This window comes from Archaeoglobus profundus DSM 5631, assembly GCF_000025285.1.
Classification (GTDB): domain Archaea; phylum Halobacteriota; class Archaeoglobi; order Archaeoglobales; family Archaeoglobaceae; genus Archaeoglobus_B; species Archaeoglobus_B profundus.
Window position 1 is genome coordinate 898,971 of sequence record NC_013741.1, and the last position, 26,210, is coordinate 925,180.

General features: G+C 42.4%; 25 protein-coding genes. 8 read left to right on the forward strand and 17 right to left on the reverse strand.

All coding sequences use genetic code 11. The annotated features are described in order from the left end of the window. Positions 1-126: 126 nt before the first annotated feature. Together ARCPR_RS05320 and ARCPR_RS05325 are read left to right on the forward strand one after the other, a co-directional pair. Positions 127-2,094: a CoB--CoM heterodisulfide reductase iron-sulfur subunit A family protein gene (locus tag ARCPR_RS05320; RefSeq protein ID WP_012940456.1), complete on the forward strand. Its 1,968-nt coding sequence runs from the start codon at positions 127-129 to the stop codon at positions 2,092-2,094. 172 nt (positions 2,095-2,266) lie between these two features. Then, on the forward strand, positions 2,267-2,449 hold the full coding sequence (locus ARCPR_RS05325; protein WP_012940457.1) for a hypothetical protein: 183 nt from the start codon (positions 2,267-2,269) through the stop codon (positions 2,447-2,449). A 58-nt stretch (positions 2,450-2,507) separates the two neighbouring features. On the opposite strand, the gene ARCPR_RS05330 is transcribed toward ARCPR_RS05325, so the two are convergent. Genes ARCPR_RS05330 through ARCPR_RS05345 form a run of 4 tightly spaced genes read right to left on the reverse strand, consistent with a single transcriptional unit; the run spans position 2,508 to position 6,038 of the window. Continuing rightward, positions 2,508-3,278 carry an ABC transporter ATP-binding protein gene (locus tag ARCPR_RS05330; protein ID WP_012940458.1) on the reverse strand — a complete coding sequence of 257 codons (771 nt, stop codon included), beginning with the start codon at positions 3,276-3,278 and terminating at the stop codon, positions 2,508-2,510. Between the two features lies 1 nt (position 3,279). Continuing rightward, positions 3,280-4,338, reverse strand: a complete 1,059-nt coding sequence (locus tag ARCPR_RS05335; protein WP_012940459.1) for a FecCD family ABC transporter permease — start codon at positions 4,336-4,338, stop codon at positions 3,280-3,282. 3 nt (positions 4,339-4,341) lie between these two features. Next, complete coding sequence (locus tag ARCPR_RS05340; protein WP_012940460.1) at positions 4,342-5,505, reverse strand: ABC transporter substrate-binding protein; 1,164 nt, start codon at positions 5,503-5,505, stop codon at positions 4,342-4,344. Further along, positions 5,502-6,038, reverse strand: a complete 537-nt coding sequence (locus ARCPR_RS05345) for a hypothetical protein (protein ID WP_012940461.1) — start codon at positions 6,036-6,038, stop codon at positions 5,502-5,504. The genes ARCPR_RS05340 and ARCPR_RS05345 overlap by 4 nt, the downstream gene beginning before the upstream one ends. 114 nt (positions 6,039-6,152) lie before the next feature. Here ARCPR_RS05345 and ARCPR_RS05350 point away from each other — a divergent pair, with 114 nt between their 5' ends. Further along, a complete protein-coding gene (locus ARCPR_RS05350; RefSeq protein ID WP_012940462.1) occupies positions 6,153-6,743 on the forward strand; it encodes a hypothetical protein in 591 nt (196 codons plus the stop codon). 10 nt (positions 6,744-6,753) lie between these two features. On the opposite strand, the gene ARCPR_RS05355 is transcribed toward ARCPR_RS05350, so the two are convergent. Further along, positions 6,754-7,692 (reverse strand): nucleoside recognition domain-containing protein, encoded by a 939-nt coding sequence (locus tag ARCPR_RS05355; protein WP_012940463.1) that lies wholly within the window; start codon positions 7,690-7,692, stop codon positions 6,754-6,756. A gap of 281 nt (positions 7,693-7,973) precedes the next feature. Here ARCPR_RS05355 and ARCPR_RS05360 point away from each other — a divergent pair, with 281 nt between their 5' ends. Continuing rightward, positions 7,974-11,726 carry a cobaltochelatase subunit CobN gene (locus ARCPR_RS05360; RefSeq protein ID WP_012940464.1) on the forward strand — a complete coding sequence of 1,251 codons (3,753 nt, stop codon included), beginning with the start codon at positions 7,974-7,976 and terminating at the stop codon, positions 11,724-11,726. After that, entirely contained in the window at positions 11,702-13,609 is a 1,908-nt protein-coding gene (locus ARCPR_RS05365) for a VWA domain-containing protein (protein WP_012940465.1), read from the forward strand. The genes ARCPR_RS05360 and ARCPR_RS05365 overlap by 25 nt, the downstream gene beginning before the upstream one ends. Here ARCPR_RS05365 and ARCPR_RS09360 read toward each other — a convergent pair whose 3' ends face one another. From ARCPR_RS09360 to gatE, 7 genes are all read right to left on the reverse strand, one after another. After that, complete coding sequence (locus ARCPR_RS09360; protein ID WP_012940466.1) at positions 13,610-14,026, reverse strand: winged helix-turn-helix domain-containing protein; 417 nt, start codon at positions 14,024-14,026, stop codon at positions 13,610-13,612. It lies immediately after the preceding gene. Continuing rightward, a complete protein-coding gene (locus ARCPR_RS05375) occupies positions 13,980-14,222 on the reverse strand; it encodes a hypothetical protein (protein ID WP_012940467.1) in 243 nt (80 codons plus the stop codon). The genes ARCPR_RS09360 and ARCPR_RS05375 overlap by 47 nt, the downstream gene beginning before the upstream one ends. After that, positions 14,195-15,148 (reverse strand): DUF7490 domain-containing protein, encoded by a 954-nt coding sequence (locus tag ARCPR_RS05380; protein ID WP_012940468.1) that lies wholly within the window; start codon positions 15,146-15,148, stop codon positions 14,195-14,197. Before ARCPR_RS05380 ends, ARCPR_RS05375 begins: the two co-directional genes overlap by 28 nt. A gap of 35 nt (positions 15,149-15,183) precedes the next feature. After that, entirely contained in the window at positions 15,184-15,933 is a 750-nt protein-coding gene (locus ARCPR_RS05385) for a BtpA/SgcQ family protein (RefSeq protein WP_012940469.1), read from the reverse strand. Then, on the reverse strand, positions 15,930-16,223 hold the full coding sequence (locus ARCPR_RS05390; protein WP_012940470.1) for a hypothetical protein: 294 nt from the start codon (positions 16,221-16,223) through the stop codon (positions 15,930-15,932). The genes ARCPR_RS05385 and ARCPR_RS05390 overlap by 4 nt, the downstream gene beginning before the upstream one ends. Before the next feature lie 40 nt (positions 16,224-16,263). Next, positions 16,264-16,728, reverse strand: a complete 465-nt coding sequence (locus ARCPR_RS05395; RefSeq protein ID WP_012940471.1) for a 30S ribosomal protein S15 — start codon at positions 16,726-16,728, stop codon at positions 16,264-16,266. A gap of 64 nt (positions 16,729-16,792) precedes the next feature. Further along, positions 16,793-18,652: a Glu-tRNA(Gln) amidotransferase subunit GatE gene (gatE, locus tag ARCPR_RS05400; protein ID WP_012940472.1), complete on the reverse strand. Its 1,860-nt coding sequence runs from the start codon at positions 18,650-18,652 to the stop codon at positions 16,793-16,795. 182 nt (positions 18,653-18,834) lie between these two features. Here gatE and ARCPR_RS05405 point away from each other — a divergent pair, with 182 nt between their 5' ends. After that, positions 18,835-19,761, forward strand: a complete 927-nt coding sequence (locus ARCPR_RS05405; protein ID WP_012940473.1) for a DUF1152 domain-containing protein — start codon at positions 18,835-18,837, stop codon at positions 19,759-19,761. Then, complete coding sequence (locus ARCPR_RS05410; RefSeq protein ID WP_012940474.1) at positions 19,742-20,407, forward strand: endonuclease V; 666 nt, start codon at positions 19,742-19,744, stop codon at positions 20,405-20,407. The genes ARCPR_RS05405 and ARCPR_RS05410 overlap by 20 nt, the downstream gene beginning before the upstream one ends. Before the next feature lie 3 nt (positions 20,408-20,410). Here the strand turns inward: ARCPR_RS05410 and ARCPR_RS05415 are convergent, their stop codons facing one another. From ARCPR_RS05415 to ARCPR_RS09365, 3 genes are read right to left on the reverse strand one after another with little or no spacing between them, the layout of a single operon-like run. After that, positions 20,411-20,728: an ASCH domain-containing protein gene (locus ARCPR_RS05415; protein WP_012940475.1), complete on the reverse strand. Its 318-nt coding sequence runs from the start codon at positions 20,726-20,728 to the stop codon at positions 20,411-20,413. Between the two features lie 12 nt (positions 20,729-20,740). Continuing rightward, a complete protein-coding gene (locus ARCPR_RS05420) occupies positions 20,741-23,047 on the reverse strand; it encodes a tRNA(Met) cytidine acetyltransferase TmcA (protein ID WP_012940476.1) in 2,307 nt (768 codons plus the stop codon). A gap of 33 nt (positions 23,048-23,080) precedes the next feature. Next, entirely contained in the window at positions 23,081-23,884 is an 804-nt protein-coding gene (locus ARCPR_RS09365; RefSeq protein ID WP_012940477.1) for a universal stress protein, read from the reverse strand. 214 nt (positions 23,885-24,098) lie between these two features. On the opposite strand from ARCPR_RS09365, the gene ARCPR_RS05430 reads away from it, so the two are divergent. Next, positions 24,099-25,223, forward strand: coding sequence for a glycosyltransferase (locus tag ARCPR_RS05430; RefSeq protein WP_012940478.1), 1,125 nt, complete (start codon positions 24,099-24,101; stop codon positions 25,221-25,223). On the opposite strand, the gene ARCPR_RS05435 is transcribed toward ARCPR_RS05430, so the two are convergent. Continuing rightward, positions 25,202-25,810 (reverse strand): 5-formyltetrahydrofolate cyclo-ligase, encoded by a 609-nt coding sequence (locus ARCPR_RS05435; protein ID WP_012940479.1) that lies wholly within the window; start codon positions 25,808-25,810, stop codon positions 25,202-25,204. The two genes, ARCPR_RS05430 and ARCPR_RS05435, sit on opposite strands and share 22 nt — an antisense overlap. After that, positions 25,807-26,208 carry a Zn-ribbon domain-containing OB-fold protein gene (locus ARCPR_RS05440; protein WP_012940480.1) on the reverse strand — a complete coding sequence of 134 codons (402 nt, stop codon included), beginning with the start codon at positions 26,206-26,208 and terminating at the stop codon, positions 25,807-25,809. The genes ARCPR_RS05435 and ARCPR_RS05440 overlap by 4 nt, the downstream gene beginning before the upstream one ends. Positions 26,209-26,210 lie beyond the last annotated feature (2 nt).

Here is a 26,210-nt window from a genome sequence, read left to right on the forward strand (position 1 = left end):
GAGTTTTGAATGTTAGTATAGCAGTTCGACATATGGTGAATTTTGATACGACGTATACCGCATTCATTACGACGATGAAAAAGCTTAAATTAAATTATCAATCATTAAAAATTTGAGGGTGTTTGAATGAGGGTTGGTGTTTACATCTGTCACTGTGGTTTTAACATAGCTGGAGTCTTAGACATAGATGAACTCGTTGAATTTGCCAAGAGTTTAGATGATGTCGTAATTGTAAGAGACTACAGATTCATGTGCTCGAATCCGGGACAAGAACTGATAAGAAGAGATATTAAGGAGTACAATCTCGATAGAGTCGTTATCGCCGCATGTTCTCCGAATCTTCATGAAAGAACTTTCAGAAAGGTTTTGAGTGAAGCTGGATTGAATCCATTCTTCCTTCAGATCGCAAACATAAGGGAGCAGTGCTCGTGGGTGCATTCGGATGATAGTGTTAAGGCTACAGAGAAAGCTAAGAGAATAATAAAGTCGGCTGTCGAAAGGGTTAAGAGACACAGGCCACTTGAAATTAGGAAAGCCGATGTCATACCGAGAGTTTTGGTAATTGGAGGAGGAATAGCTGGGATATCTGCCTCTCTCCTTTTAGCCGAAGCTGGAGTAGAGGTGTACTTGGTCGAGAGAGAACCTACGATTGGTGGAAATATGGCCAAATTCGATAAGACATTTCCAACGCTGGACTGTGCTGCTTGTATCCTAACTCCGAAGATGACTGCTGTAAGGGAAAATCCAAATATAAAGCTGTTCACGAACTCTGAAATAATCGATGTTAAGGGTTCAGTTGGCAACTTCAAGGTTAAGATAAGGGTTAAGCCGAGATTCATAAACGAAGAGGCTTGCACGGGATGTATGGAGTGTGTGGAGGCTTGCCTACACTATCCAATGATTCCATCGGAGTTCGATGAGAAGATAGGATACAGAAAACCTATACACATGCAGTTTCCCCAAGCAGTACCTACATGCCCCTACATAAATCCAAACGAGTGTCTACATTTCCTAACAAATAAGTGCCCCATGTACTGTGAAGAGGTTTGCGAGGCGGATGCGATAGACTTCAATCAGAATGAGAGAATTGAGGAGATCGAAGTAGGAGCAATAATAGTGGCAACGGGATTTAAGCTGTTCGATCCATCTGTGATGGAGGAGTATGGGTTTGGAAGATATAAGAATGTCTTTACAGCTTTGCAAGTTGAGAGAATGCTAAACTCCACGGGGCCAACAGGTGGAAGGGTAGTTGTCAACGGCAGAGAGCCTGAGAGTGTTGCGATAATACACTGTGTTGGGAGCAGGGATGAGAGGTATAAAAAGTACTGTTCAAGAGTCTGTTGCATGTATTCGCTGAAGTTGGCTCATCTGATAAAAGAGAGAACGAATGCAGAAGTCTACAACTTCTACATGGATATGAGAACGTTTGGGAAGGGGTATGAGGAATTTTACAAGAGGATTTTGGATGAAATTAGGACTATAAGGGGAAGGGTTGCGGAGGTTACTGATGTACCAATAAACGAGGACGAAAAAAGAGAAGTTGAGAAAGGAAAGGTCATAGTTGTCGTTGAGGATACGCTTTTGGGAAAGATTGTAAGGATTCCAGTCGATATGGTCATACTTTCTCCAGCGATGGAACCTTCAGAGGGTACTAAAGAGCTTGCAAGGATTTTGAAGGTTTCACTCGATGAAAACGGGTTCTTCAAAGAATTGCATCCGAAATTAGCTCCAACCGTGATAGCTCCGGGAATATTCGTATGTGGCTGCGCCCAAGGGCCTAAGGACATCCAAGATTCGGTTGCTCAGGCCGAATCCGTAGCGGGACATGCTCTGTCTATGATAGATAGAGGTTACATAGAGCTTGAGCCGACTACAGCTTACGTTGATGAAGAGAAATGTTCTGGATGTGGAATATGCATCCCGCTCTGTCCGTTCCAGGCGATCGAAATAGATGAGAGAAAGAGAGCAAAGATAGACGAGTTGCTCTGCATGGGTTGCGGCGTTTGTGCTTCAAGTTGCCCAAGCAGAGCTATAAAGCATAGACTTTTCGAATCCGAAACGATAAGAGCTGAAATACTAAGTCTTCTCAAATGACTTCTCAACAAAAATTTTGTTCGAATACCTCTACATTCTAACTGTTTTTTCGTCAAAATTGAGGTTTCTAAGACCAAGCTTACAGATGTGTAATTAACTACACGCAATTTTATTATTTAACGAAATTATATTTAGGTCAGCCAAAACCTAATTAAGGAGGGTGGGAAGTGATATGGTAGAGTGCCCGTATTTACAGAATTGCCCATTCTTTAACAGGTTGCAGCTATCGGCAACGGCAGAAATGCTAAAAGAGAGGTACTGCAAAGGTAACTTTGAGAACTGTGCCAGATATAAGCTAAGAAAAGATGGAAAACCTGTCCCCGACAACTTATGGCCCAACGGTAAGATGTTGTGAGTGTTGAGAGTTAATCCTATTTTTCAGATTTTCATTTTTTAGATGAGAATTGAGTTTATTAATGGAGAGGATCTAAAGGTATTACGCACAACCTTCCATCGAGCTTAATAACTTTAACTTTCACACCGTAGACTTTCTCTATGTTAGTCGGCGTTAAAACGTCATTGGGATCTCCAACAGCAAATACCTTACCGTCCTTCATCATAACAATTCTATCCGCGTACCTCGAAGCTAAATTCAAGTCGTGTATAGCTACAACTGCAGTAATTCCATTCTCTCTAACAATATTTCTTATGATTTCCATGACTTCGAGTTGATGCTTGATATCCAGGTTCGCCGTAGGCTCGTCGAGCAACAAAATCTCTGGCTCCTGAGCCAACGCCCTTGCAATCAGAACCTTCTGCTGTTGCCCACCGCTTAACTCGTTGAAGTCCCTCATGGCAATGTTCTCGATGTCCAGAATCCTGAGAACTTCAAATACTTTTTCTATATCCCTCCTACTGCACCTCCAACCTAAATACGGTCTTCTACCCATCAAAACTACTTCAAAAACTGTAGCTGGAAAGAACTGTTTAACGCTTTGAGGAACGTAGCCTACAGTCCTAGCAATCTCAATCTGACTGAAATTTTTGACATCTTTTCCGTTGATTAGTATAACACCTTTCTGAGGTTTCAGAATTCGGTCTATACACTTCAGTAACGTAGACTTTCCAGATCCGTTTGGGCCTACAATTGCAACAATCTCAGACTCGTAAATATCTATCGTCACATTCTTAAGAGCTTGGATGCTGTCGTAGCTAAACTCTAAACCCTTAATCCTTATCTTCATGCTACCAGTACTCCTTCTTTCTCTTTATAAGCAGATACAGGAACATTGGTCCTCCTAAGCAGTTGGTAATCACTCCAACTGGAAGTATTACGGGTGCTAAGATCGTTCTGGCAATGGTATCGCATGTAAGCAGTAGAGCTCCTCCGAAAAGGGCTGAAGCTGGGAGCAGGTATCTGTAGTCACCACCTATGATCATTCTGCATATGTGTGGTGCTACCAAGCATATGAAACCGATCGTTCCCGTGAAACTTATGATCGATGCTGTTAAAAATGCGGAGACGAGCATAACGAATATTCTCTCTCTTTCTGGATTCACTCCTAAGCTTTTTGCAACTTCGTCTCCAGCTGTCATCATTACGTTAACATCCCAAGTCTTCCACATTAGGAGGATAAAGCAGATCAAGAGGGATACGAATATCGTTGGGATCATCTCCCACGAAGCCCGTCCCAAGTCACCCACCATCCAAAAGTATGCTGATTTTACCGCTTCAGGCTCGGCGAAGTACATTAGTATTGTCGTTACTGCACTGAAGATGTACATCATAGCAATTCCCGCCAGTATCATCGTCTCAGGTGTGGCACCCTTAACTCGGGCTAAGGCGAGTATGACAAATGTTGGTATTAGAGAAAATAGGAATGCGTTACCCACTATCACATACTTACCCACAAAGATACCCTTCGAGAGTATGATTGCAATTGCAGCCCCAAGTCCAGCGGCAGATGAAATTCCTAAAGTGTATGGGGTTGCGAGTGGATTCCTCAAAATCCCCTGAGTCATCGCACCACTGGAAGCTAACCCCGCTCCCGCGATTATTGCGAGGAGTATCCTAGGCATTCTTAAATTCCAGACGATTGACTCCTTAGTGCTCTCAGGATGACTGACTAAACATTTTAAGATTATCGAATAAACTTCTGAAACAGAAATCGGATACGAACCGAGCGTTGCGGAGATTCCAGCGATCACTATTATCAGAACTGAGGTAAAAATTATAAAAAGGATTTTTTTACCTACGTACCTCTCATACTCTTCCTTAACTCGCAAGAGTTCTGCTGTGTCCATCATTTACCACTTAGGATATACGAAGCTACCCTGTTCACTCACATTGTAGTTTATGTGTAGGAAGTTGTCGATATACTCTTGAAATATTTCCTTTGGATTGATGTCGCTGTATCTGTCTGGATAGAGCCATTTGGCAACTGTTACGAGAGCAACCGGGAAGGATGGAGCTGTTGCAAGATCAGCGGATATCACGTAAACTCTACCGTTCTTTACCGCGGGCACGTTTTCGAATCCCGGTAAGTTGACTATCTCTTCGTAATCGGCTTTCATCCCGCTTATATCATCCGTTTCGTATCCACCTGCGTAGCTCCACCTTAGGATCACATCTGGTGCCCAGAGTATAACCTGCTCTGGATCGACGTCAAAGTAACCTTTTCTACCCTTCAGAACGTTGTCTCCTCCAGCCGCAACTGACAGATCGTAAAGTCCCGACCCCTCGCCGAAAGCTCTTAAGGGTTTACGGCAGGTGTAAACCTTGACCTTCTTCTCAGGGATCCTCGACTTCACAAGATTTTCATACTTCTCGAACCATTTGATGTATTTACTCGCATTCTCCTCTTTATCGAGTAGATAGCCCAACTTTTCCATCTCTTCCTTCATTGTACTACCCTTGTAGAAATCGAATCTTATTACTGTTATGTTTAAACCGAGGAGCTTAAACTTCTCCTCGAGCTTGCTCGGGTCTGGCCATCTGACGTAGGATATAACCACATCTGGATTGAGGCTTACTATGGCTTCTATATCTGGATCGAAGCACGATCCCACAGATGGTAACTCGCTCAACTCTGGGAATTGCCTTTTGCTCTCCTTCGTATACTTACTTACTCCAACGACTTTATCCTTAGCACCTAATACGACTAACGCTTCAACGGCGTCGCTGTGCAAGGCTACTATTCTCTTTATTGGCTTGTATATCGTTATAGTTCTGTTTGCTGAATCAACAATTGACTTCGGTTCTCCATTCCAGTGGATGTAAACGTAAGAGGCCTCTCTGATTTCATCCAAACTCAACGTTGAACTTCCGAGCATGTAATCTGTTATAATATTTGCAAGTTCGTCCTTCGTTATTCTGTTATCACCTTTAAATAAGTCCATGTAATCGTTAGCGCTTACTACTTCAATACACGAGACGAGCAATATTAGAGCGAGGAAAACAGCCGATCTCATCTCAACCACCTCCTAAGCGCGATCAAGGAGATAGGTAGTACTGCCGTTACAAACTCAAAACCAGGTGTCTGTTTTGTTGTGGCCGTTGGAGATGTAGTTGTTACGATTGTGGTTGTGAATGTTGCAGTGGTAGTTGTAATCTGCGTTGCGGTCACTTTACTCACAGAAATCGATGCCTCAAGTTTACCTTCTCCCTCATTTAGCATGTCAACCCATTTTCCGTCAAATGTAAACGTTCCTTCGCTCGATGGTGCTTTAAACGTGCATTCTACTCTCGTATCGTTTATTATAGCTAGGGACACACTGTTCCCCGAAACTTTGTATGGTGTTAAGCAGTTTACGAGCGTAAATTCTTTCGGAACGTTTAGAGCTACACCGACAACAGTTGGTAAATTTCCATCGACTTCAATGGAAATGTTGAATTTCTCGTTAGGGAGTACGACGCTTGGAGTCTTTATTTCAACTTTAAGTGCGCTCGCCGTAGACGTACAGAGAATGCATACGATTGCGATTGCAACGAACAGATTTTTCATAGTCTCCAGTTACATTTTATGAATATAAGTGTTATCATTAAGCTTGTTGGAAATATTAATTAAGATCAAAAAACTTAAAAATAGTATGTTATCATCACTATTCGGTGATTTGTTATGAGAAAGTCGTCACTACTAGTGGGTCTAGTAGTATGCATTGGAATAGCAGCGATAGCTGTAAACGCCTCTACGAGTGCAGAGAGTAATGACGTAGTTTTAAGCCCAGATGGAACGTTTATGTGCGCACACGCCAAAGACATAACGTTCTACAACAGGAGTGCTAAAAACTGCTGGTTCAGAATCAGTGGAGCGGACTGGATTTATTCAAATGGAACGATCGTGTTTAGAAGGGTAAGTGATATAGAAATAAATACACCAAGAGATTTGAAAGGAACTGTTTGGATATGCACAAAAAGAGGATGGAATCCCTTAGGAGGAGAAATTGAATACTATAAAGATAGGGGATACTGTTATATAACCTCGCTAAAGTATGGAAAAGCAGAGATTCCTGCTGCAAAGCTTATTCCTGGAGAGGAATACGTTTTGATCGTTGAACTTATAGATTCCTCTTACCTCTTTAAATATGAAGACAAGCCAGGAAGAGATCATTGGATAAAGATTGACGATACCGATACGTTCGATAGAGTTGAAATATTTGGCTATGGACCGATATCGAGGGTTCCCTTCAGAATAGTAGTTGAAGAATAATTTTTATTTTTTAATAAATTTTTAAAAATAATAGCAGAACTACAACTCTCGTCACCATCATAAGCGAGAGACTTATCAAACCTCTAAGCAGTCCAAGCCTTAACCCGAATATCGATATCCACTGAGGAAAGTAAAACCTGATATAGAGTATAGGTAACATGAACACACTGCCTAGGAGTAAAGAGATTATTGCATCTTTCTCACATATCGCACCGCTCTGCAACAGTGACCCAAACATCGAAAAACCCACAATAGGAGATGCAATGTATGTTGCAATGGCTGGAATTGCAATTGATGGCAAATTCAACGCTTTTGCAATCGGAAGCAGAAGTGTTTCAGTCCTATCGATCAAACCGACACTCATCAGTGTGAATGTGCAAAACGTAACGACAACAAATACAACCCCTATCCTTTTGAACTTTTTAAGTGTCTTTCTTAAAGCTAATTTGAACGAGAAGTCCTTGCAATCGATTACCATTTCAACAGCAACACTTCTGCCATCTAAGATTAGCCTACCGCAGACGATTACAAATATCAATAAAGCGGCTGTTCCCAGCCACAATGTCGCCACGTATATACCCCCAACGTAAAGACCCAACATTGGCATGATAACCGGTAGATGATACGTGAATGTCTCCTTGAGTGGTACGACTGTCGAGTTAAGTATTGAAGAAAGCAAGACCTCTCTATCCTTCAAAACTCCTTCCTCCCTTAAGTCCTGGAGCATGGCGTTCGATGCCGTTGGTGAACCTATGGCTGTTACGAAGGCAATACCACAAACATCTGGAAGGTTCGCGAGCTTTGTGAGCGGTTTTCCAATTTTTTCGAGCCTTTTCAGCAGACCAAATCCTAGCAGAACTTCGGAAGCCAGCATACCAAAGAATATGATCGGCAGTACACGTAATGTGAAGCTGAGAGTGCTGAGAAGTACGTCGTAAAGTTTGAACATATCAGACTATTGAGCTACTTGCTCTTAACAATTCCGAAAAAGTCTTAAAATAGTATCATGACCACCATTTGTATTAGTTGGACTAGTCATGTGAACTAGATAAAGTAGCCTTGGTTTCTGAAAAACCCATTAAGATGACACGTTACCAGTAGCATGTTGAGTAACACCATTTCTCCGTATATTAATGATAATTATCCGCAAAGTATAATTGTTCTCTCAAAAAGAGTTATAAGTGGTAATACCGCAATAGCTATAGGCGTACAGAGCTATGGGGTGATTACATGATCTGCTTAGTACTGGGATACGGTGCAAGGCCTCTGGCTACACTTAGGAGGATTTTGAGAGAGGAGAAAATCGATGGTGTCGTTTTAACAGATCAGAACTGTGAGAAAGAGCTAGAAAAGATTCTTAACTCGAAAGTTATTTTCATCTACGCTCACGAACTTCCTGATTCTGTTGTCAAAAGTTTAAAGGACTGTAATGCCAAGATAATCTCAGCGGGAGGTTCGGAAGATCTGACAAACGTTCCTTTAAACATTTATGTTAAAGCCAAATCGTATTATATTATCGGCGGAGAACACAATCTGAGAAACTTAGTCAGATTTTTAGCCAGTTTGGCTGGAGATTTAAGAGATTACGGAGAACCTCAGGATGTTCCAGTACATGGTATATACCATCCGAGATTGGGCTTTTTCGATAGTTTGGAGGATTATCTGAATTCATACGATAAAAGACCATTGATAGGTTTACTCTTTTGGAGGAGTTCTTGGCTCTATGGAGATACGAAGCATGTTGAAGAGATCGTGAACGCTTTTGAGAAAGAGGGGTTCGGAGTAATCCCCGTATTTGTCCTTCCGAAGGATTTGACAACTGGAATAGGTAAGGATATAGATGAAAGTGTTGAAAGATTTTTCACAAAAGATGGACAGGTTGTTGTTGATGCTGTCGTCAGTTTAATCTCTTTCGGAATCGAATATCTCAGAAAGTTGGAAAAGCTTGGTGTTCCAATATTCTCGCCAATATGCTCATACTATCAATCCGTTGGGGATTGGAAAGAAAGCAATGGCGTCGATTACATGACACAGGTTTACAGTGTAATAATTCCAGAGGTTTCAGGGGCAATTGAGCCACTTTTTGTAGCTGGATCGAGGAATGTTGAGGGGTTTAAGATTATCGAGCCTTATCCAGAGCACGTGGATTACTTGGTTAAGAGGGTTAAAAGATGGGTCGAGTTAAGGAGGAAGCCCAAGAAAGATGTAAGGATAGCAATAATTTTGATAAATCCACCATGCAAGGGCTTAGAGGCTAACATTGCTGTTGGAATGGGGCTGGATGTTCCAGAAAGCATTGTGAGGCTTTTACACAGGCTTAAGGAGGAGGGTTACACTGTCGATGGTGTTCCGAAGAGTGGGGAAGAATTGATAAGGCTAATTTTGGAGAGAAAGGCGATAAGTGAGTTCAGGTGGACATCCGTTGAGGACATAGTCAGATGTGGAGGTGCTATAGATTTCGTAAGCTTGGATGATTACTTGGAATGGTTCAACGAGCTTCCGGAGGATTTGAGAAATAAGATGATCAAAGATTGGGGTAAGCCTGAAGATGTTCTGGCTGGAAGAGTTGATAAAGCCCTTGTTGGAATGGTCTACAACGGCAAGTTCGTGATTCCGGGAATTAAGTTTGGAAACGTCTTCATAACGCCTCAGCCGAAGTTTGGGTGTGCCGGTGCAAGATGCGATGGAAGAATCTGTAGAATTCTGCACGATCCAACCATAGTTCCTCCACATCAGTGGTGGGCGGTCTATAGGTGGATAGCGAGAAAGTTCAAGGCTGACGTGATAATTCACTTCGGAACTCACGGCTACCTTGAGTTCAGACCGGGAAAAGGTGTAGGACTGTCTCCCTCATGCGTTCCAGAAGCGAGCTTAGATGACATTCCTCACCTCTACGTCTACGTTGTATCGAACCCAATGGAGGGTGTCATAGCGAAGAGGAGAGGCTACGCAACTCTGGTTGATCATATATACCCGCCGATGGCGATGGCCGAAGTTTTGGATGAGCTGGATTCACTTTTGAATCAGTATGCAAGGTCAAAGAATTTGGGAGAAAATGCGAGGAGGAGAAAGTTGTATGAGGAGATACTCAAGAAGGCTGAAGAGTGTAAGATAAGGATAAGGAATCCGGAGAACGAGGATGAGACGATAGAGGAAATTCACCGCTACGTTGATCTGATGAGGGGGTCGCAGATAAACCTTGGACTCCACGTATTTGGCAATCCACCAAGGGATGCAAAAAGACTGGCTGAGTATATCGTTACCGCGATGGCTTACGATTCTCATTATTCACCTTCTATAAGGAGGGTAGTTGCTGAGGCTATTGGGCTGAACTACGACGAAATCAAGAGAAACCCTATGGGTGTTACAAACGGTTACACAAACAGGGAACTGTTGGAGATTATTCACAAGCTTTCAGTTGGTACACTTAAGAGGCTCTTAAATGGGGAAGGTTACGATGTCATCTACGAAGAGATCGGAAAAATTGGATTCAAAGTCGTTGACGAGCTTAAATTGAGAAAAGTATTTGAGAAGGCTTTAGAGGTTGCGAAGAAAATTGTAGAATGCAAGAGAGAATACGAAGGATTTTTGAAGGGTTTGAGGGGTGAATACGTTGAACCGGGACCGTCTGGAGCTATAACGAGGGGTAAATTTGAGATACTTCCAACTGGAAGAAATTTCTACGCTGTAGACCCAAGGTCTTTACCAACAAAGTCCGCTTGGTATGTAGGCGTTGAAACCGCCGAGAAGTTGCTTGAAGAGTTCAAGAGGAAGCATGGTAGGTATCCTGAGAGTGTCGGGCAGATTTTGTGGAGTATCGATGCTTACAAGGCTGATGGAGAGCAGATAGCTCAAATCCTTTACCTCTTAGGGGTTAAACCAATTTGGAAGGGTGATCGTGTCGTGGGTCTTGAGGTCATACCGCTTGAAAAGCTTGGAAGGCCTCGAATAGATGTTCTGGTCAGGATAAGCGGGATTGTTAGGGATACTCTGCCAAACTACATCCATTTAATAGATGAGGCTATTGAAAAGGTCGTTACTCTTGATGAACCTATCGAAATGAACTACGTGAGGAAGCACTATATTGAGCACATCAAGAAATTGGTTGAGATGGGTAGAAGCTTTGAAGAGGCGAGGAAATTTGCGAGATTCAGAGTATTTGGTGCTCCACCCGGAGCTTATGGAGCGGGAGTGAATTTGGCTGTTGAATCTTCTGGATGGAAGGCTGATGAAGATTTAGCAAAAGTTTGGGTTCAGTGGGGCGGTTACGCCTACAGCAGAGAGGATTTTGGAGTTGAGGCTCACGAATCGCTGATACTAAACTTGAAGGAGGTTGATGTGATCAGCAGAAATCACGTTAGCGATGAGCACGATTTAACGAACTGCTGTTGCTACTTTGCATACCACGGTGGTTTCAAGAATGCTGTAGATGCTTTGACTGGGAAGAATGTAGACATAGTCCAAGTGGATACAAGGGATTTGAGCGATACGAAGGTTGTGAATGTTAAGGTTGAGATTGAGAGGGTTGTGAGGACAAAACTACTCAACGATATGTGGATTGAGGAGATGAAGAAGCACGGTTACAGAGGGGCGAGCGAGTTCTCGAAGAAGATTTTACATCTGTACGGCTGGGAAGCTACAACCAATCTCGTTGAAGATTGGATATTCGATGAGATTGCTGAGAAATACGTTTTGGATGAAGAGATGAGAAGGTGGTTTGAGAAAAACAACGTTTATGCACTTGAGGAGATTGCGAGGAGGTTAATAGAAGCTTACGAGAGAGGGTTATGGAAGACGAGTGAAGATTTGATCGAAAGGCTTAGAGAGGTTTACTCCGAGATCGAGGGAATTCTTGAAGAGAATATAGGTGAGGGAGACATACAGGGTGGAGTAATCGAAATTTATACTGCAGAGGATGATGAGCACTGGATGGAGAAGCTTGAGGAGGTTGATAGGCTATGGAGGCTCGCGAAAAGCGCTTGATCTTTCCATTTTCGGCAATAGTGGGGCAGGAGAACGCTAAGTTAGCTCTGCTTTGTGTGGCAGTCAACCCGTTAATAGGCGGAGTATTACTTAAGGGCGATAAAGGAACTGGAAAATCAACGATGGTTAGAGCTTTAGCGAACGTTTTGCCAGACATCGAAGTTGTAGCGGATTGTCCATTCAACTGCAACCCCTCAAACCCTTTAGAGATGTGCGACAGCTGTTATAAGAGATACGAGAACGGCGAGGATTTGCCAGTGGCAAGAAGGAAAATGAGGGTTGTAGACTTACCCTTAAGTGTAACAATAGATAGGTTGGTTGGAACTGTGGATGTTGAAAGGTTTCTGAAGGAGGGAGTTAAGGCGTTACAGCCCGGAATACTCGCTGAGGCTAACAGAAACATCCTATACATCGACGAGGTGAACCTGCTCGATGACTACATAGCGGATTCGCTTTTAGATTCAGCCGCGATGGGATGGAACGTTATAGAGAGGGAGGGTATTTCGTTTAAGCATCCAGCCCGCTTTATTTTAGTTGGATCGATGAATCCGGAGGAAGGTGAACTAAGACCGCAAATTTTAGACAGATTTGGACTGTGCGTTGAGGTAAGTGCTCCAATGAATCCCGAAGATAGAATAGAGATCGTTAGGAGAGTTGAGAAGTTTCATGAGGATCCTATAGGATTCTACAGGAAGTTCGAGAACAAGGAGAAGGAGCTAACTGAAAAGATTGTCAAGGCGAAGGAGATACTGCCAAAAGTCGAGATAAGCGAAGATCTTCTAAAGCTCTTAGCCGAGACTGTCATAAAATTGGGTATAAAAACAAACAGGGCTGAGATAGCTACGATAAAAACTGCCAAAGCCATAGCCGCGCTAAATGGAAGGAGAAGGGTTACACTTGATGACTTGGAGAAAGCAATGGAGTTGGCATTACCACACAGACTTAAGGACAAACCCTTTCAAAAGCCTCAACCCCTAAAGCTGAAGCAGGACGAAAATGATAGAAAAGAGAAGAACAAAAATCAGAATGAACAAGGACACGAGCACAAGCATAGCCATAAACATGAAGACAAGGGCAGTGGAAATAGAGGACAAGGAGGTGAGCAAAACTTTCGTTCGAGCGAAGTAGATATCCCAAGAATGGAAAATGCTAGCTTGAAGGATGATCTCAATAGCTATCTATCATCGAGGGATTCGAGCGTTACGGTGATAAACTTCCCGAAGGGAGTTCCAGTTTCCTACGTACCACCTAAGGATGAGATTAGAGATGTAGACTTTTACAGCTCTATAGTTTGGGCTGTTATGAGTGGTAAGACACCTCCCATAAGAGTAGATTCGAGCGACATTCGTGTGAGAGTTAGGAAGTCGAAGGCTCCGACTCTTTGGGTTCTTGTGTTGGACTCGAGTGGTAGTATGGCTATTCAGAAGAGGATAAGCGTTGCAAAGGGGATTGCTGAAAAGCTCGTTGAGAAAGGATACGTTAAGAAATCTAAGATGGCTTTAATAGTTGCTAAGGGTAATCGTGCTGAGATCGTCGTTCCTCCAACTAAGAATTACTTGAAAGTTATCGAAAGTATCGAGAACGTTCCAACTGGTGGTAGAACTCCTTTAAGTTCGGCCCTCTACAACCTGTTATTGCTGGCTAAAAGGGAGAGAATGAAGGAAAAGACGTTGAAGGTTAGGGCCTTTCTTATAACAGATGGAAAGGCAAACGTTCCGTTACTTGGCAAGAGAATTAAAGATGAAATAATCGAGCTTGCAAGTAGGCTTAAAAAGTGTGATATAGAATTGAACGTTTACGATACGAGGTTTGCAGGAGAAATAGGTCTTTCATTCATTCCAATTTTGAAAGACGTGGCGAATGCAAGGGTTTACAAGGTTTAACTATCTCTTTAATAGCAACAGTGCAAAGTAGAAGATCGTGAACAGGAAAACAAAAGCTAGGATGAATGCTATACAAACGTTAACAGTTGCTGTATGGCCTTTTTGCAATACTGGGTAAGTTGTTGATATCGATGCACTCAAATCTGAAGCTTTCTTTGAAAGCGATACCAATACGTAGGAGAGCAAGGCAGAAGATACAAGAGATGTAAACAGTCTAACGAAATTCTTACCCTTCCCCGTCAGAGAGTAGTAAACGAACTTGTTTCCGTTTTGAACTTTCTTAACCAAACCCTTTCCACTAAGCTTGGATAGATGGTAGAGTAGGGATGGTTTTGTAACTCCTACCTCTCTCGAAAGCTCTGATAGTGTTTTATTCCTCTCCTGAAGAGCCTTCAGAATTCTTAGGGCGGTGTTCATTCTCAAGCAACAGCTTTAGCACGTAGATTGCAAGGATCACAACGGCTAGATTCATTAGAGCTTTGTAGATCGGTGCATATTTGTAGCCGATGAAAATATCTATTATTGCATTCAGAGAGAGGTATAAGCCGAATACGGCAACTGCTAAGACTATTATCGTCAGAACTATCAGAGCCTTCCTAACCGTTTCAAGCATATTGCAACACCTCCAGCAAATATCAAAATCAAAGCCTCAAATCCTGGTGTTTTGTAAACGCCTCTCTCGGAAGCTACACCCAGAGGTATGGGTGGTGGAGTTTCTGACGGTATCTTGACACCACCGTACTTTTCGGCAAACTTCTCAACCTCAAATTTGACCTCCTCCTCTTTAACACTCAATGGGACCTTTTTAGTGGGTGCCAAGTTCAGAACGGCTTTCCACACCTTTACCATGTATCCGCTCCTCCAAGCCTCAAGCTTTATCAAATAGTTGTAGTCCTCGACCACACTGATATTTGTCTCTACTATCTGGGTCTTCCCGCTTCTAAGCGTTGCATCAATCCACTTCTCATCCGCTAAAACGTTCGATTCGTTTTGAACGGCCTTTAAGTGAAAGCGAACATCGTAATCTTTGAAAGAATCGAAGTAGAATCTGATCAGAACGTTAACCCTATCGTCTTCGGTAGTGAGAACCTTAAAGTCCACATCTCTTAGAACGACTTTAAGCTCCCTATCCTTCGGTATTAAGGTTTCGAGGTTTCTAAGGTTTAGTGTGAACTGGCTCGATCTCCCATCCTTTTCGAGAACAACTTTAACCCTGTAATCTCTGTCCTTCTCAAATGGCATTGAGATGTTTATAAACCTGCAGCCCTCTTCTGGAACGGGAACGGATTTTTCTTCTAGCAAAACACCCGTTTTTAGGTCGTAGACCTTCAGATTGAGCGTTGCGTTCTTTAAAACATCCGATCTGTGAATTTTAACTATGAAAGTTAGATTCACGATGTCATCACCGATTTTATCAACCTTCACATCTACGTTTTCGATGTAAAAGAACTCGTGAGTTTCTTTTGGAATGAAGAATGCGGACGCAACTGAAACTGCAAATATTACAGTCAAAATTATGGCAACCAACTTCCCGTTCACGGTAAAATGTTGTGCAAGTCATATTTAAGCTTAATTTATTTGTTAGATTTTATCAAATTGTCTCTAAGCTTTGATAACCTCCTAACCCTTTCGACGTCAACCCTTCCATCTTTTTTAAAATACGTTCCAACTATAACTCCATCACACAAACCCACATACCTGTGCAGATTTTCCGGCTTTACTCCACTCCCTACAAAAACTGGCAGATTCGTTAAATTCCTAACAGCTTTAAGTTCTTCAACATCCACCTCCCTGCCTGTAGCAGTTCCCGTAACTATTAGAGCATCGGCCAAGCACCTTTCAACGTTTTCCAAGTAATCTTCAAGACTGACGAAGTGGTGTGCGTGTTTCACTTTTACATCGGCGTAAATTTTAGCCTTGCAATCTATGAAACGTCTGTATCTCAAAATTTCCCCAGCCTTTCCTTCCAAGAAACCTTCGGGCGATAGAGAAGCAAAGTACAACTGATTCACTCTTACAAAATCAGCATTTACAGCTTTTGCTATTGCCAAAGCTGAAAAAGGGTCATTTCTCAACACATTAATACCAACTGGCAAGCCCGTCTCTCTCTTAACTTCCCAAGCTATTACACTCATACAGGCAACGGTAACTCTATCTACCTCCTTTAAAAATGGCTTATCGCCGTAGTTCTCAATTATTATGGCATCACAGCCTTCAGCCAGAGCTTTAGCATCCTTCAAGGCGTTTTCGAATGTTTTTTCGTAAGATTCGTAGAGAGGTGATGAAGGAAGAGGATCAAGGTGAAGGACACCTATTATTATCATATTTCCTTCAATTCCTCTTCGATGGCTTTGACTATCTTCTTTATTTCTTCGAAATTTTTCTTTAACTCCTCCAAATTGGCACCTTCCTTTATTACCGCTCCATGCTGAGTTGGTTCTATTATACCAGACTGCTCAAGCACTCTCAAAGAATACCTAACTTTGTGTTTAGGCATACCTATGAGTTCGGAGAGCTTGAATATTCCAATGGGTTGATGCTTCATGACTGCCTTCATTACCCTAATGTGCCTCAAAACGATTTCAAACTCCCTTTTAGCTTTTTTCAGCACCATACCAAAAATCTACGTCAAAATTTAAAAGTCTTTTTAAAAATTACCTCGATTTGGAAAGCTCTATCTCCAACTTCTCTGGGTCGTACTTCCAGTCCTTTGGAAGAACTCCCTTCTCCTTGTAGTAGTTAGATAATCTCCAGATCTTTGCCTCTATCAACTGCAAACCTCTCCTGTTGTGCTTGTCTTTCTTGTGAACTTCGAGATGCTTTCTCAAGTTTATAGCCTTCTTGATGAGTGCCTTCAAGTCCTCCGGCAATCCTGTATATACTCCATGCTCTTTCAATATTCTCACGAGCTTTTTACCCGTTACCTGTCTAACGGAAGGGATTCCGTAACGATCTCTCAAGATCATTCCGATCATGCTCGGCTCGTAGCCTTCCTTGTAAAGGTCAACAACGAGCTTCTCAACTTCCTCTGGCTTCATCTCAACCCATTCTGGCGGGTGATCTCTGTAAACTCTCTTTGATCCTGATTTACCTCTCCTTCGAGCATGCATTCTTGCCATAGGTTCATGCCTTTGTGGGATTACTTAAATATGTTACGCTGAACGATGGAGTATGGGGTTAAGGTTAGAGTTCGGATATCTTCTCCTTTATAGCTTTCATAAGTTTTTCAGCAATTATCTTCCCGTCAACTTTTCCCCTAAACTCCTTCATTACCAAACCCATCAGAGGCTTGAAAGCCTTCTCACCCCTTTCTTTAATCAGATCGACCTTTTCATTAACAAGTTTGGCTATGAAGCTATCCAAGTCTTCTCCCGCCTTCATCTTGGCCAGTATATCCTCCACCTTGGCATTTGGATTTATGCAAAATTCTTTCAGAACTTCTTCAGCCCCCTCTTTCGCAATTTTTCCTTCTGCAATCAACTCAAGTGTAATCTCGAAGTGCTCTTTTCTAAGCACATCGGTGTTAAAGCCTTCTTTCTTAAGCTCTGAAGGAACTATGTGTAAAACCCTTGCAACGATCGTTGGCTGTAAAACCTTTGCAAATCTCTCGAAAATGTTGTAATATTCCGAATCTGCAATAGCCCAAGCTAAATCCTCACTCAAACCCATCTCAACATATCTTCTAGCTCTATTTTCAATCAGTTCTGGTATTTCAACGTTTAGCATATCCTCGGTAATCTTTACTGGGGGGACATCTGTCTCAGGATACATCCTCGCTGATCCGGGAAGAGGTCTAAGGTATGATGTAGTTCCGTCTTCATTTGCCTTTCTCGTCTCCTCTGGCACACCTATCAAGCAGTATTCAGCCCTCTCGATGATCCTCTGCAGGGCTCTCCTAACCCTAAGCTCCTCACCGCAAGTAAAGATTATTGCATCTTCCTCTTTTGCATTCAACCTTTCTCTGAGTTTCTCTACCTCCTCCTCACTTATTCCATAGTTTGGAAGTTCGTCTGTGTGGAAAATTCCTCCCAAGCCAAACGTCTTTGCAATGTCCGCAAATTCTGTTCCAAGCCTTCTATTAGGCTGAATCTCCCTGCCAACCAAACCACCAAAGCCTTTGAGCAGTATAGCCAAAACCTTGCCGTTCTTCTTCAAAGCCCTTGCAATGACCTTACACTTGGTGTTAGCGAATATGTCGGTTACGTCGTATATCTCTCTGACAACGCTTGCATTCCTCTGCTTAAGCTCGTCCCTAATCTTGAGCAGATTCAACTGCCTCAAAACCTCGTATTCCACAACCTTGTCGAGTATGTCAAGCTCCTGCACACCTTTTATCTCAACTCTCGCACCTTCAGCTATGCTTATGTTCACATCCTGCCTTATCGTTCCCAATCCCCTCTTAACCTTGCCAGTCGAACGTAAAATCATTCCCAATTTCTTTGCAACCTTCTTCGCGAGTTCAGGCGAATCTATGTCCGGCTTCGTTCCAATCTCAACTAAGGGGATTCCAAGCCTGTCCAAGGAATAAACCACAACCTCACCCTTATCCTCAACCTTTTTGCAAGCTTCTTCCTCCAAGCAAAGTGTTGCAATGCCAATTTTACGCCCATCAACCTCTATGTAGCCATCAAATGCTATCAACGCAGTTCTCTGAAAGCCAGTTGTGTTGCTACCGTCTATAACGATCTTACGCATCACGTGAACCTCATCTACAAACTCCATGTTCAGCATCTTTGCAATCGTTATCGCAATCTGTAGAGCCTCCATATTGAGCTCTCTCGGAGGCTCCTCATCTGCTTCAACTAAACATGTTGTATCGTAGCTCTTGTAAATGAACTTCTTACTCCTGAGAACCTCCTCCTTAGCGGCTCTATCCTCCTCACCGATTTCGCTCCTTTTGAGCCTCAAATAGCGGAAGAATTCGAAGTTAGAATCCTCAACGTCCCTTAAAACTGTCGGGCATTTGCAGAAGAGCTTGTGCTTTGTATTGAGTTGTTGATGAATCTCGATACCGACCTTCAAACCTAAGGATGCGTAGTCCATAGCCTGAGTTTGCGTTGTGTATATAATCGGTATTGTTTTGGAATCCTAACAATCAAAAAGATAGATACTAGGGGGTAGAAAACAATGGTAATTTCAAAAACGAACGGAATAAAGCCCTACATTGTTTCGGTTTTGGGAGAATCAAATGAAAAGCGTTAAAGTTCGAAAGAAGAGGGGGAGATATGAAGATTGCCAAAATGCTCAAAAACGTTGATAGAGCTTTGCTCATAGGAATGGGCGGTGGAGGTGATGCAGTAAGCACGTTAGCCGTTGCAGAATTCTTCAAACTTTTCGATGTTGAGTGCATCTGTGGTGGCGTCGTTTGGGAGAGGGTTACAAGGGATAAAAAGCCCGGTCCTCTATCCGTTGAAGAGATAGACGATTGCAAGAGTATAAATAACTGCTTAGCTTGGATTAATGCCAGATCAAACTACAGAGGTTTGAAGTTGATAGTGGCACAGGTTGCGGAGTTTTTGGATTGCGAAGTTGTTGGAGTCGACATAACGAAGGGTGAGCGAGGTTTAACTGAGAGTTTGAAGGATTTTATTGAGAGAGAAAATGTTGATTTGGTTGTTGGAGTTGATGCTGGCGGTGATTCTTTGGCTAGGGGGAACGAGAAGGGCTTGCACAGTCCTCTGGCAGATGCAATCGTTCTGGCATCTCTGAACAAGTTGAATTCGATTGTTGCTGTAGTTGGGTTTGGTAGTGATGGTGAGTTAAGTAGGAATGAGCTTGAACTTTATCTGAGTGAAATAGCAAGGTTGGACGGTGTATTAGGTGCCTCACTCATAACGAGAGATTTTGCAGACAGAATCGCTGATTTTGTTGAAAACGTCTACACTACAGCTTCAAAGATTCCAATAATCGCCTCTCAGGGATATTACGGGAAGTTTAAGGTCTGGGATAAGGCTGTCATAGATGTTTCGATACTGAATGCGCTGATATTTTACGTGAAAACCGACGTAATTTACAGGTTGTCAGAACTACCGAAAGCTGTTGAGGGAACTGTCAGTGTATGGGTGGCTAATGAAAGACTTCATGAAATAGGTATCAAGACTGAGTTGGATCACGAGATTGAGGTGTTTGAGCGTGAATTTAAAGGAGCTTGAGGAGTACCAGAAAAAGATAGCTAATAAGAAGGTCGTTTTAGAGGATAAAATAAAAATTGAGGACTTAAAATTTGTTGCAGGAGTAGATCAAGCTTTTGTTGGGAACAAAGTGATATCGGCATGTGTTCTCCTAAAATTTCCAAGGCTTGAGGTTGTTAAGGAGGGTGTTGAAATTGAAGATGTTGAATTCCCGTACATCCCCACTTTCCTGATGTTCAGAGAGGGAAAACCCGCAGTAAATGTTGTTAGGAAGGTTTTGAAAGACGTTGACAATGTTGTTCTCTTGGTAGATGGGAGTGGTATTGCACATCCGAGAAAGTGTGGTTTGGCAACGTACATAGCAATCGAGACTGGCATCCCTTCAATCGGGATAACAAAGAGAAGGCTTTACGGCAGAGTCGAAGATCCAAAGGATGTGATGGAGGTCAAACCAATCTACGACAACTCCGAGATCATAGGTTACGCCCTAAAACCTTGCAAGAACTGCAATCCCATATACATATCTCCCGGAAGTTACGTAACACCGGAAACAGCTTTGGAAATAGTGAAAGCTTGCTTGAAAGGTTACAAGTTACCAGAGCCCATTAGATTGGCACACAAGTTAGCTAACGCCTCAAAAAACAGGAAGTTGAGCGACTTCTTCTAAAGTTCAGTATGTCTCCAAAACCTCGAAATGGACTATTGTTACGAGGTCGTTTTCGTTTATCTCGCCATAAATTTTCTTTAACGCATTGAGTAAGTCCTCTTTACTCTCAAATCCATCCCTAATTGCATCTTCATCCGTCAGTTCTTTAACCCTCTTAACAACAACCTTCTTGACCCTAGCCTTGGCGAAGGGCTTGTAGTTCACAGTTAATTCAACAATCTTACCTACAGGATAGCTCTTAACGCCCTTCCTTACAGTGGTGATCTTCTTTCCCTGAATTATACTTTCAACGTATTCAGCATCGAAATTTATCCGCTCCATGCAACCACCCCTTCAAGCCTCCTCATAGTACTTCTTCCAAATCTTTTGAACGGCCTTAAGCAGAGTTTTATAAACTTTGAAGTTTTCACCGAGATCCTTCCAAGATTTAAGTTGCAGACATTTAGCTACAAGAATTCTCTCTTCCTCTTCATCCAAATCTACTTTATCTCTCTTGGAGTAGTAGTACCTAACGAGAGGTCTTATCAAGTCGGAAACGTACTCGTAGAGGCTCTGACCTTGGAAATACTTCTTGATCCTTCTCCTCTCAATCTTTCCAAAGTTTGGCATATCAACCTCCAAATCTCTTCTAAGACTCTTCAGAAGACCTATTGCTGTCTCGGTCTCCAAATCTCTGAGTTCATCAGCTAAATACTCAATCAATCTCCTTGTAAAGTCCGTGTTTATCATATCCACCTTCTCTTCAACATGCATTTTCAAGGGCTTTAGAACTATTACCGTATGCTCTCCGGAAATTTCATTTCTCTGAGGTGTTATGTGAACTGGGATGAATCCGTTTCTAAGCCAGAATCTCAAAAGCTCTGGAGAAACTCCGAAACCGCTCCCAACCCAGTCCATATCCCTAGATTTAGCCCAATCTATTATTCTGCTCAAAGACCAACTGCCTATTCCCATTCTCATAACTGAAGGATGAGTAGCAATCCTAACGACTCTCAAGCCAACGTATTTGGGGAAATCGTAATCCCAATAGTGCTTAAGCATGAGATCGGGTATTATCTGCCCCTTCGGCTTGTATCCCTTAGCTATCTTCTTGATTGTTTCATCGTCCATCTTACCTTCAATTGCAATATGCAAAGAACACACTACCTTCCCGTTCACTTTAACCGCAAAGGGCTTATGGTTCGGCATATCCAGGAGGATCACAAGGTCGGATGGTCTGTTCCTATAGTGAGCCAGAACGTATATTCCAAAGAATTCTCTCAAAAGCTTCTCGTTCTCAACGAGCTTGTCCTTGTCTATCTCTTCAAACTCAAGTTTTCCATCCTTTATAGCCTGAATATCCTCTTCAGTTATCTCTGCCGGCTGTGCATCCAGAAGCAAGACATCATACAACCATTTCTCAATCGGATCGCCCTTACCATACCTTATAGGCTCATTCAAGTGTATTTTCTCTATCTCTACATCCTCACAGCTTTCGAGCCTCTTCAGGAATCGAATACTGAACCCCCTACCCGCTCCTTCGTAACCGTGTATTGTTGTAGAGAATATCATCCATCGAACTCCTTCAGTTATCTTCCAAAGCACTGGGACATCAATGCCAGCCGCCTCATCCACTATGACTATATCCGCATAATCCTTTTCGATCATCGCCCTTCTCGGCACGACGTATTCAACCCTTGCATACTTGCTGTTTACAACCGTAATCAGTTTCCCGCTCTCCTTAACCCTGAACTTCATCCCGACCCTTACCATGGCCTTAAGGAGGAACTTAAAGTACGTTTGAACGGCATATGGTGTTGGAGCCACTACCATTATCCTGACAGGTCTCTTTAAAACCTTGAACATCCTCCAAATGAGATAGGGAGTAACTATTCCCAAAACGGCTGACTTTCCTCTACCTCTGTCAGCCGTGATGACAACAGCCTTCCTCTCCTTCTTTCTGTCGAAATAGTGCTCAAACAGCTCAAGAACTCTAACTTGATCTTGGGTCGCACAGAGCTTGTAGAGCTTTTTACTGATCTCCCTCTCCTCCTCTGGCAAGATAATTTCTTCTCTCGATTCCTCAACCTTCTCAAACTCGTAAGGTTTAATCAACTTCCTTTTGTCGAGATCGTAGATGATTATTCCTTTAGCCAATAAAGTTCGCTTTATAAAACGTCTGTAGAATCTTGGAACTACATCATCAATTGTGTAAGGCTCGCTAACAAGCTCTTCATGCCATTTACTCTTCAAATTCTGCCACTCCTGTATTGGTGGTGATAATGCCAGAATCATTCCACCTTCAGCTATGGTTTCAACCACAATTCCCAAGTCGTTCGGATGAAAACCGTTCGTTATGTCGAGGATTAAAGACGAATAAGTTTCACCCAAGACGTACTGAACGTCCTTATAATGGACAAACTTTCCTTCAAAATAATCCTTAGACTTTTCGAGAAATTCGCTCCTTCCAACTATGAGTAAATCCTCCTCAATTTCTTTTAACTTCTTTCTGATCTTTTCATACTTCTTGTAAAGCTTCTTCGCAGTTTTCAGTAGCTTTTCCAAATCCTTAGAGCACAAGATAACCATAAACCTATGTCTATTCTCCAAAGCTGTCTTCGTAGCCTTTTCGAGTTCGCTCGTAAGCTTCTTGAGAGTCATCTAGATACATTCAATCCTTGTTAAAAAAGTTTGTTAAGCAACAAAGACGGGGACTTTCGAATACCTTATCACAAAATCGGCAGTGCTACCAAGCACCCCTGCCCCCCTTCCAGATCTACCAACGAATATACAGGTTGCTCCCTCTTTTTCTGCGATTTTAACGATTTCTTTGGACGGACTTCCTTCACCTATTATTATCTTAACGTCTATGCCTTCATTCTTGAATTCAAGCTCTATTTCGTCAAGTTTGCTTTCCTCTAAGACTTCTCCCTTTTCAAGTATGTGAACTACAATCACATCCGAATTGCAAGACTTTGCAACGAACTTGACGTATTTTCCGAGCTTTTCCGCCTTATCCGAAAAATCGTGAGCGTAAACAATTTTTGAAAAGATCTTGGGTGTGTGGTTTTTGAAAACTATGACAGGTTTATCCGACTTTCTCACTACTCCCTCAGCTGTACTACCCAGCAGAATTGCCTTTATAGTACTCCTACCCCTACTGCCCATCACAATCGCATCTACACCCTCTTCATTAGCGATTCTGGCAATCTCACTAACAGGATCCCCTGCTGGTGGAGGGATTATCGGCTTTGCCACAAAACCCATGCCTCTTATTTTTTCGGCAATTTCCTCAAGCTTGGGAATGGTTTCCTTTTCTATTTCCCTGATGTAGGCATCTATATCTATTCCTCTCGCCACTCCCAAAACTCTTGTTAGATTTATTACCCTAAAAATTACGACTTCCTCTAAACCCAAACACTTGAATTCTGGTAGAGAATCCAATATTGCTAAGCTCCTTTCAGATAAGTCCGTTGCGTAGAGTACTTTCTTGAACATGCCTCGAATTTGTTTGCACAATTTAAAACTTTGCCAACTATCGAAGCGAGAGTTTCCAAAGATCTAGCATCACTATGGACTGCATTAACCATATAGAGAAGTAGTCTCGCTTTGAAGCTGGAACATTTCAATCACGACTTCTTTGATAGCATTAGGGCACTTCTGAGATATTCAAATCGAAACGTTTAAGCTGAGTCGATGCAAATACTTTTGAATGAGGGTAGGTTTTGTATCTCGATATCCTCCAGTTCACTGCGGCATTGCTGAATATACGAAAATGCTCTCATCTGCAATGAGATCTCTGAATCCGAGAACAGATGTTGTTGTACTTTCTACTAACGAATTCAAAAATGAACAGTATAACGATGATGTAGCAAACGTCTATCCGTGCTACTCAAGGTTTGAAAGGGATTATTCTAAACTTCTTGAAACTCTAAAAGATCTGGGTAGCGTTGATGTACTGCACGTCCAGCATGAGTACGGGATATACGGGAGTAACAGAGAACTTATAGATGCTCTTCTTCAAGCTAAGGAGGAAGGACTGGCCAGAGCTGTAGGAATAACCATGCATACCGTGGACCATCCCCACTCTCCGAGAGCTGACGTTACATTGAAGTTTCAATCTTGGCTGAACGAGTTGGATTTCATCATAGTTCACAGCCCTTTGCAAGAGTTTGAACTGCACATTCAAGAGGTTAATCCATCAAAAGTCTACAGAATTCCTCATGGAACTTTAATAAACCCATACCTCTGCAAGACGAGAGAAGAGCTGTGTAGAAGTCTTGGAATAGAGTGCGATCTTGAGGGAGTGATATTAACTGTACCGGGCTTTCTTAGAAGGGACAAGGGTATAGATACTCTGATAGAATCTCTAAGGCTATTGAGTGATTTGAAATTTACACTTCTAATCGCTGGAGAACCGAAAGATGAAGAGATAGTAAATATAATTGAGACATCGGAGTTTAAGACAGTACTAATTGAGAGATACCTTTCGAGCGATGAGATACTTAGAGTAGTTGCTTTAGCCGATGCTATAATCTTACCCTATAAGGATAGAAAAGCGTACTCCGTAAGTGGAATACTGCACCTTTCAATGGGTAGTCTGAAGCCCATTATCGGTACGAGAGTCCCAAGACTAGTTGAGTTCTACCAGCACGCTCCCCGCTTAACAGTTCCTCCCAACGATCCAATTGCATTGGCCAACAAGATTAGGTGGCTGGTCAACAACTACGACTACGCCCTAGCATACATGACAGAAGTCTACAGTTATGCCGCAAGAACTCAGTGGCTTAGAATGGCCTCAAGGCACATTGACACCTATCTAAATCTTTTGAAGTAATTCTCAGTTCTGATTATCTCTTTTGGAGTGAGTATAACATCCACCTTCACATCATGCTCGTCCATGAGGTGACTCAAATCGTCAAAGATTTGAATCGGATGTGCAACAACGACATAGAGAGTTTCATCATCTATCAAGCCCTTTTCTCTCAAGATTCTGTACTCTCTATCTCCAAATCCGCTACCCTTACCGATTCTGTTACCTTTTCTGTCAACTGCGACGCAACCCTGCAAGAATATGTCGACATGAATTTTCAATTCGTTCAAATCCACTTCCCTTCCGTATCTGAGCATCTCTTTTATTGTTCCAGCTTTTCCATTCTCAACGAGCAGAAAACCTGTCATCTTTGGTTTAACGACAAGAAGTTTCTTTCCATCTTCCAAAACAATCTCTCTTGCCCTCTTCAAAGGAGAATCCGGGGCAGAGAACACTACCTTCGCCTTTCTATACTCTTCGAGCTCCCTCAGTTTCTCACAAGCTTTGTCAGCACCTACGAAATTTGGTATCCTACCGTAAGGTGGAGGAAATGTAGAGTAAGGCTTTATGGCATTCCAAACGTACTCCCTAACTTCCTGCTTGGATTTCATTCTACAATTTCGAACATTGGAACTACCCTCTTTTCCTTGTTTGGATAAAACAGTTCGCTTGCAAACTCTTTTCCATAGACCTTAACCCTCTTTCCGACCAGATTCTCACTCTCGGCCTTCTCAGCATCTACGTCCAACCTTCCTATAATCCAAGGGCCCTCATCTAACTCGACCAACGCTACAACGTAAGGCGCCTCTTTCTCATAACCCATTGGAGCGACATACGTTACCGTGTAGCTTGTAACCCTTCCATAGCCTGAAAGCTCAATCTTTTCGAGATTTCTTCCCTTACAGTTGTCACATGTGGATTTGGGAGGACACATTACCGTTCCACAGTCTAAACATTTGAATCCTATGAGTTTTCCATTCAGGAGCTCGTTAAAAAACTCCACAAACATCT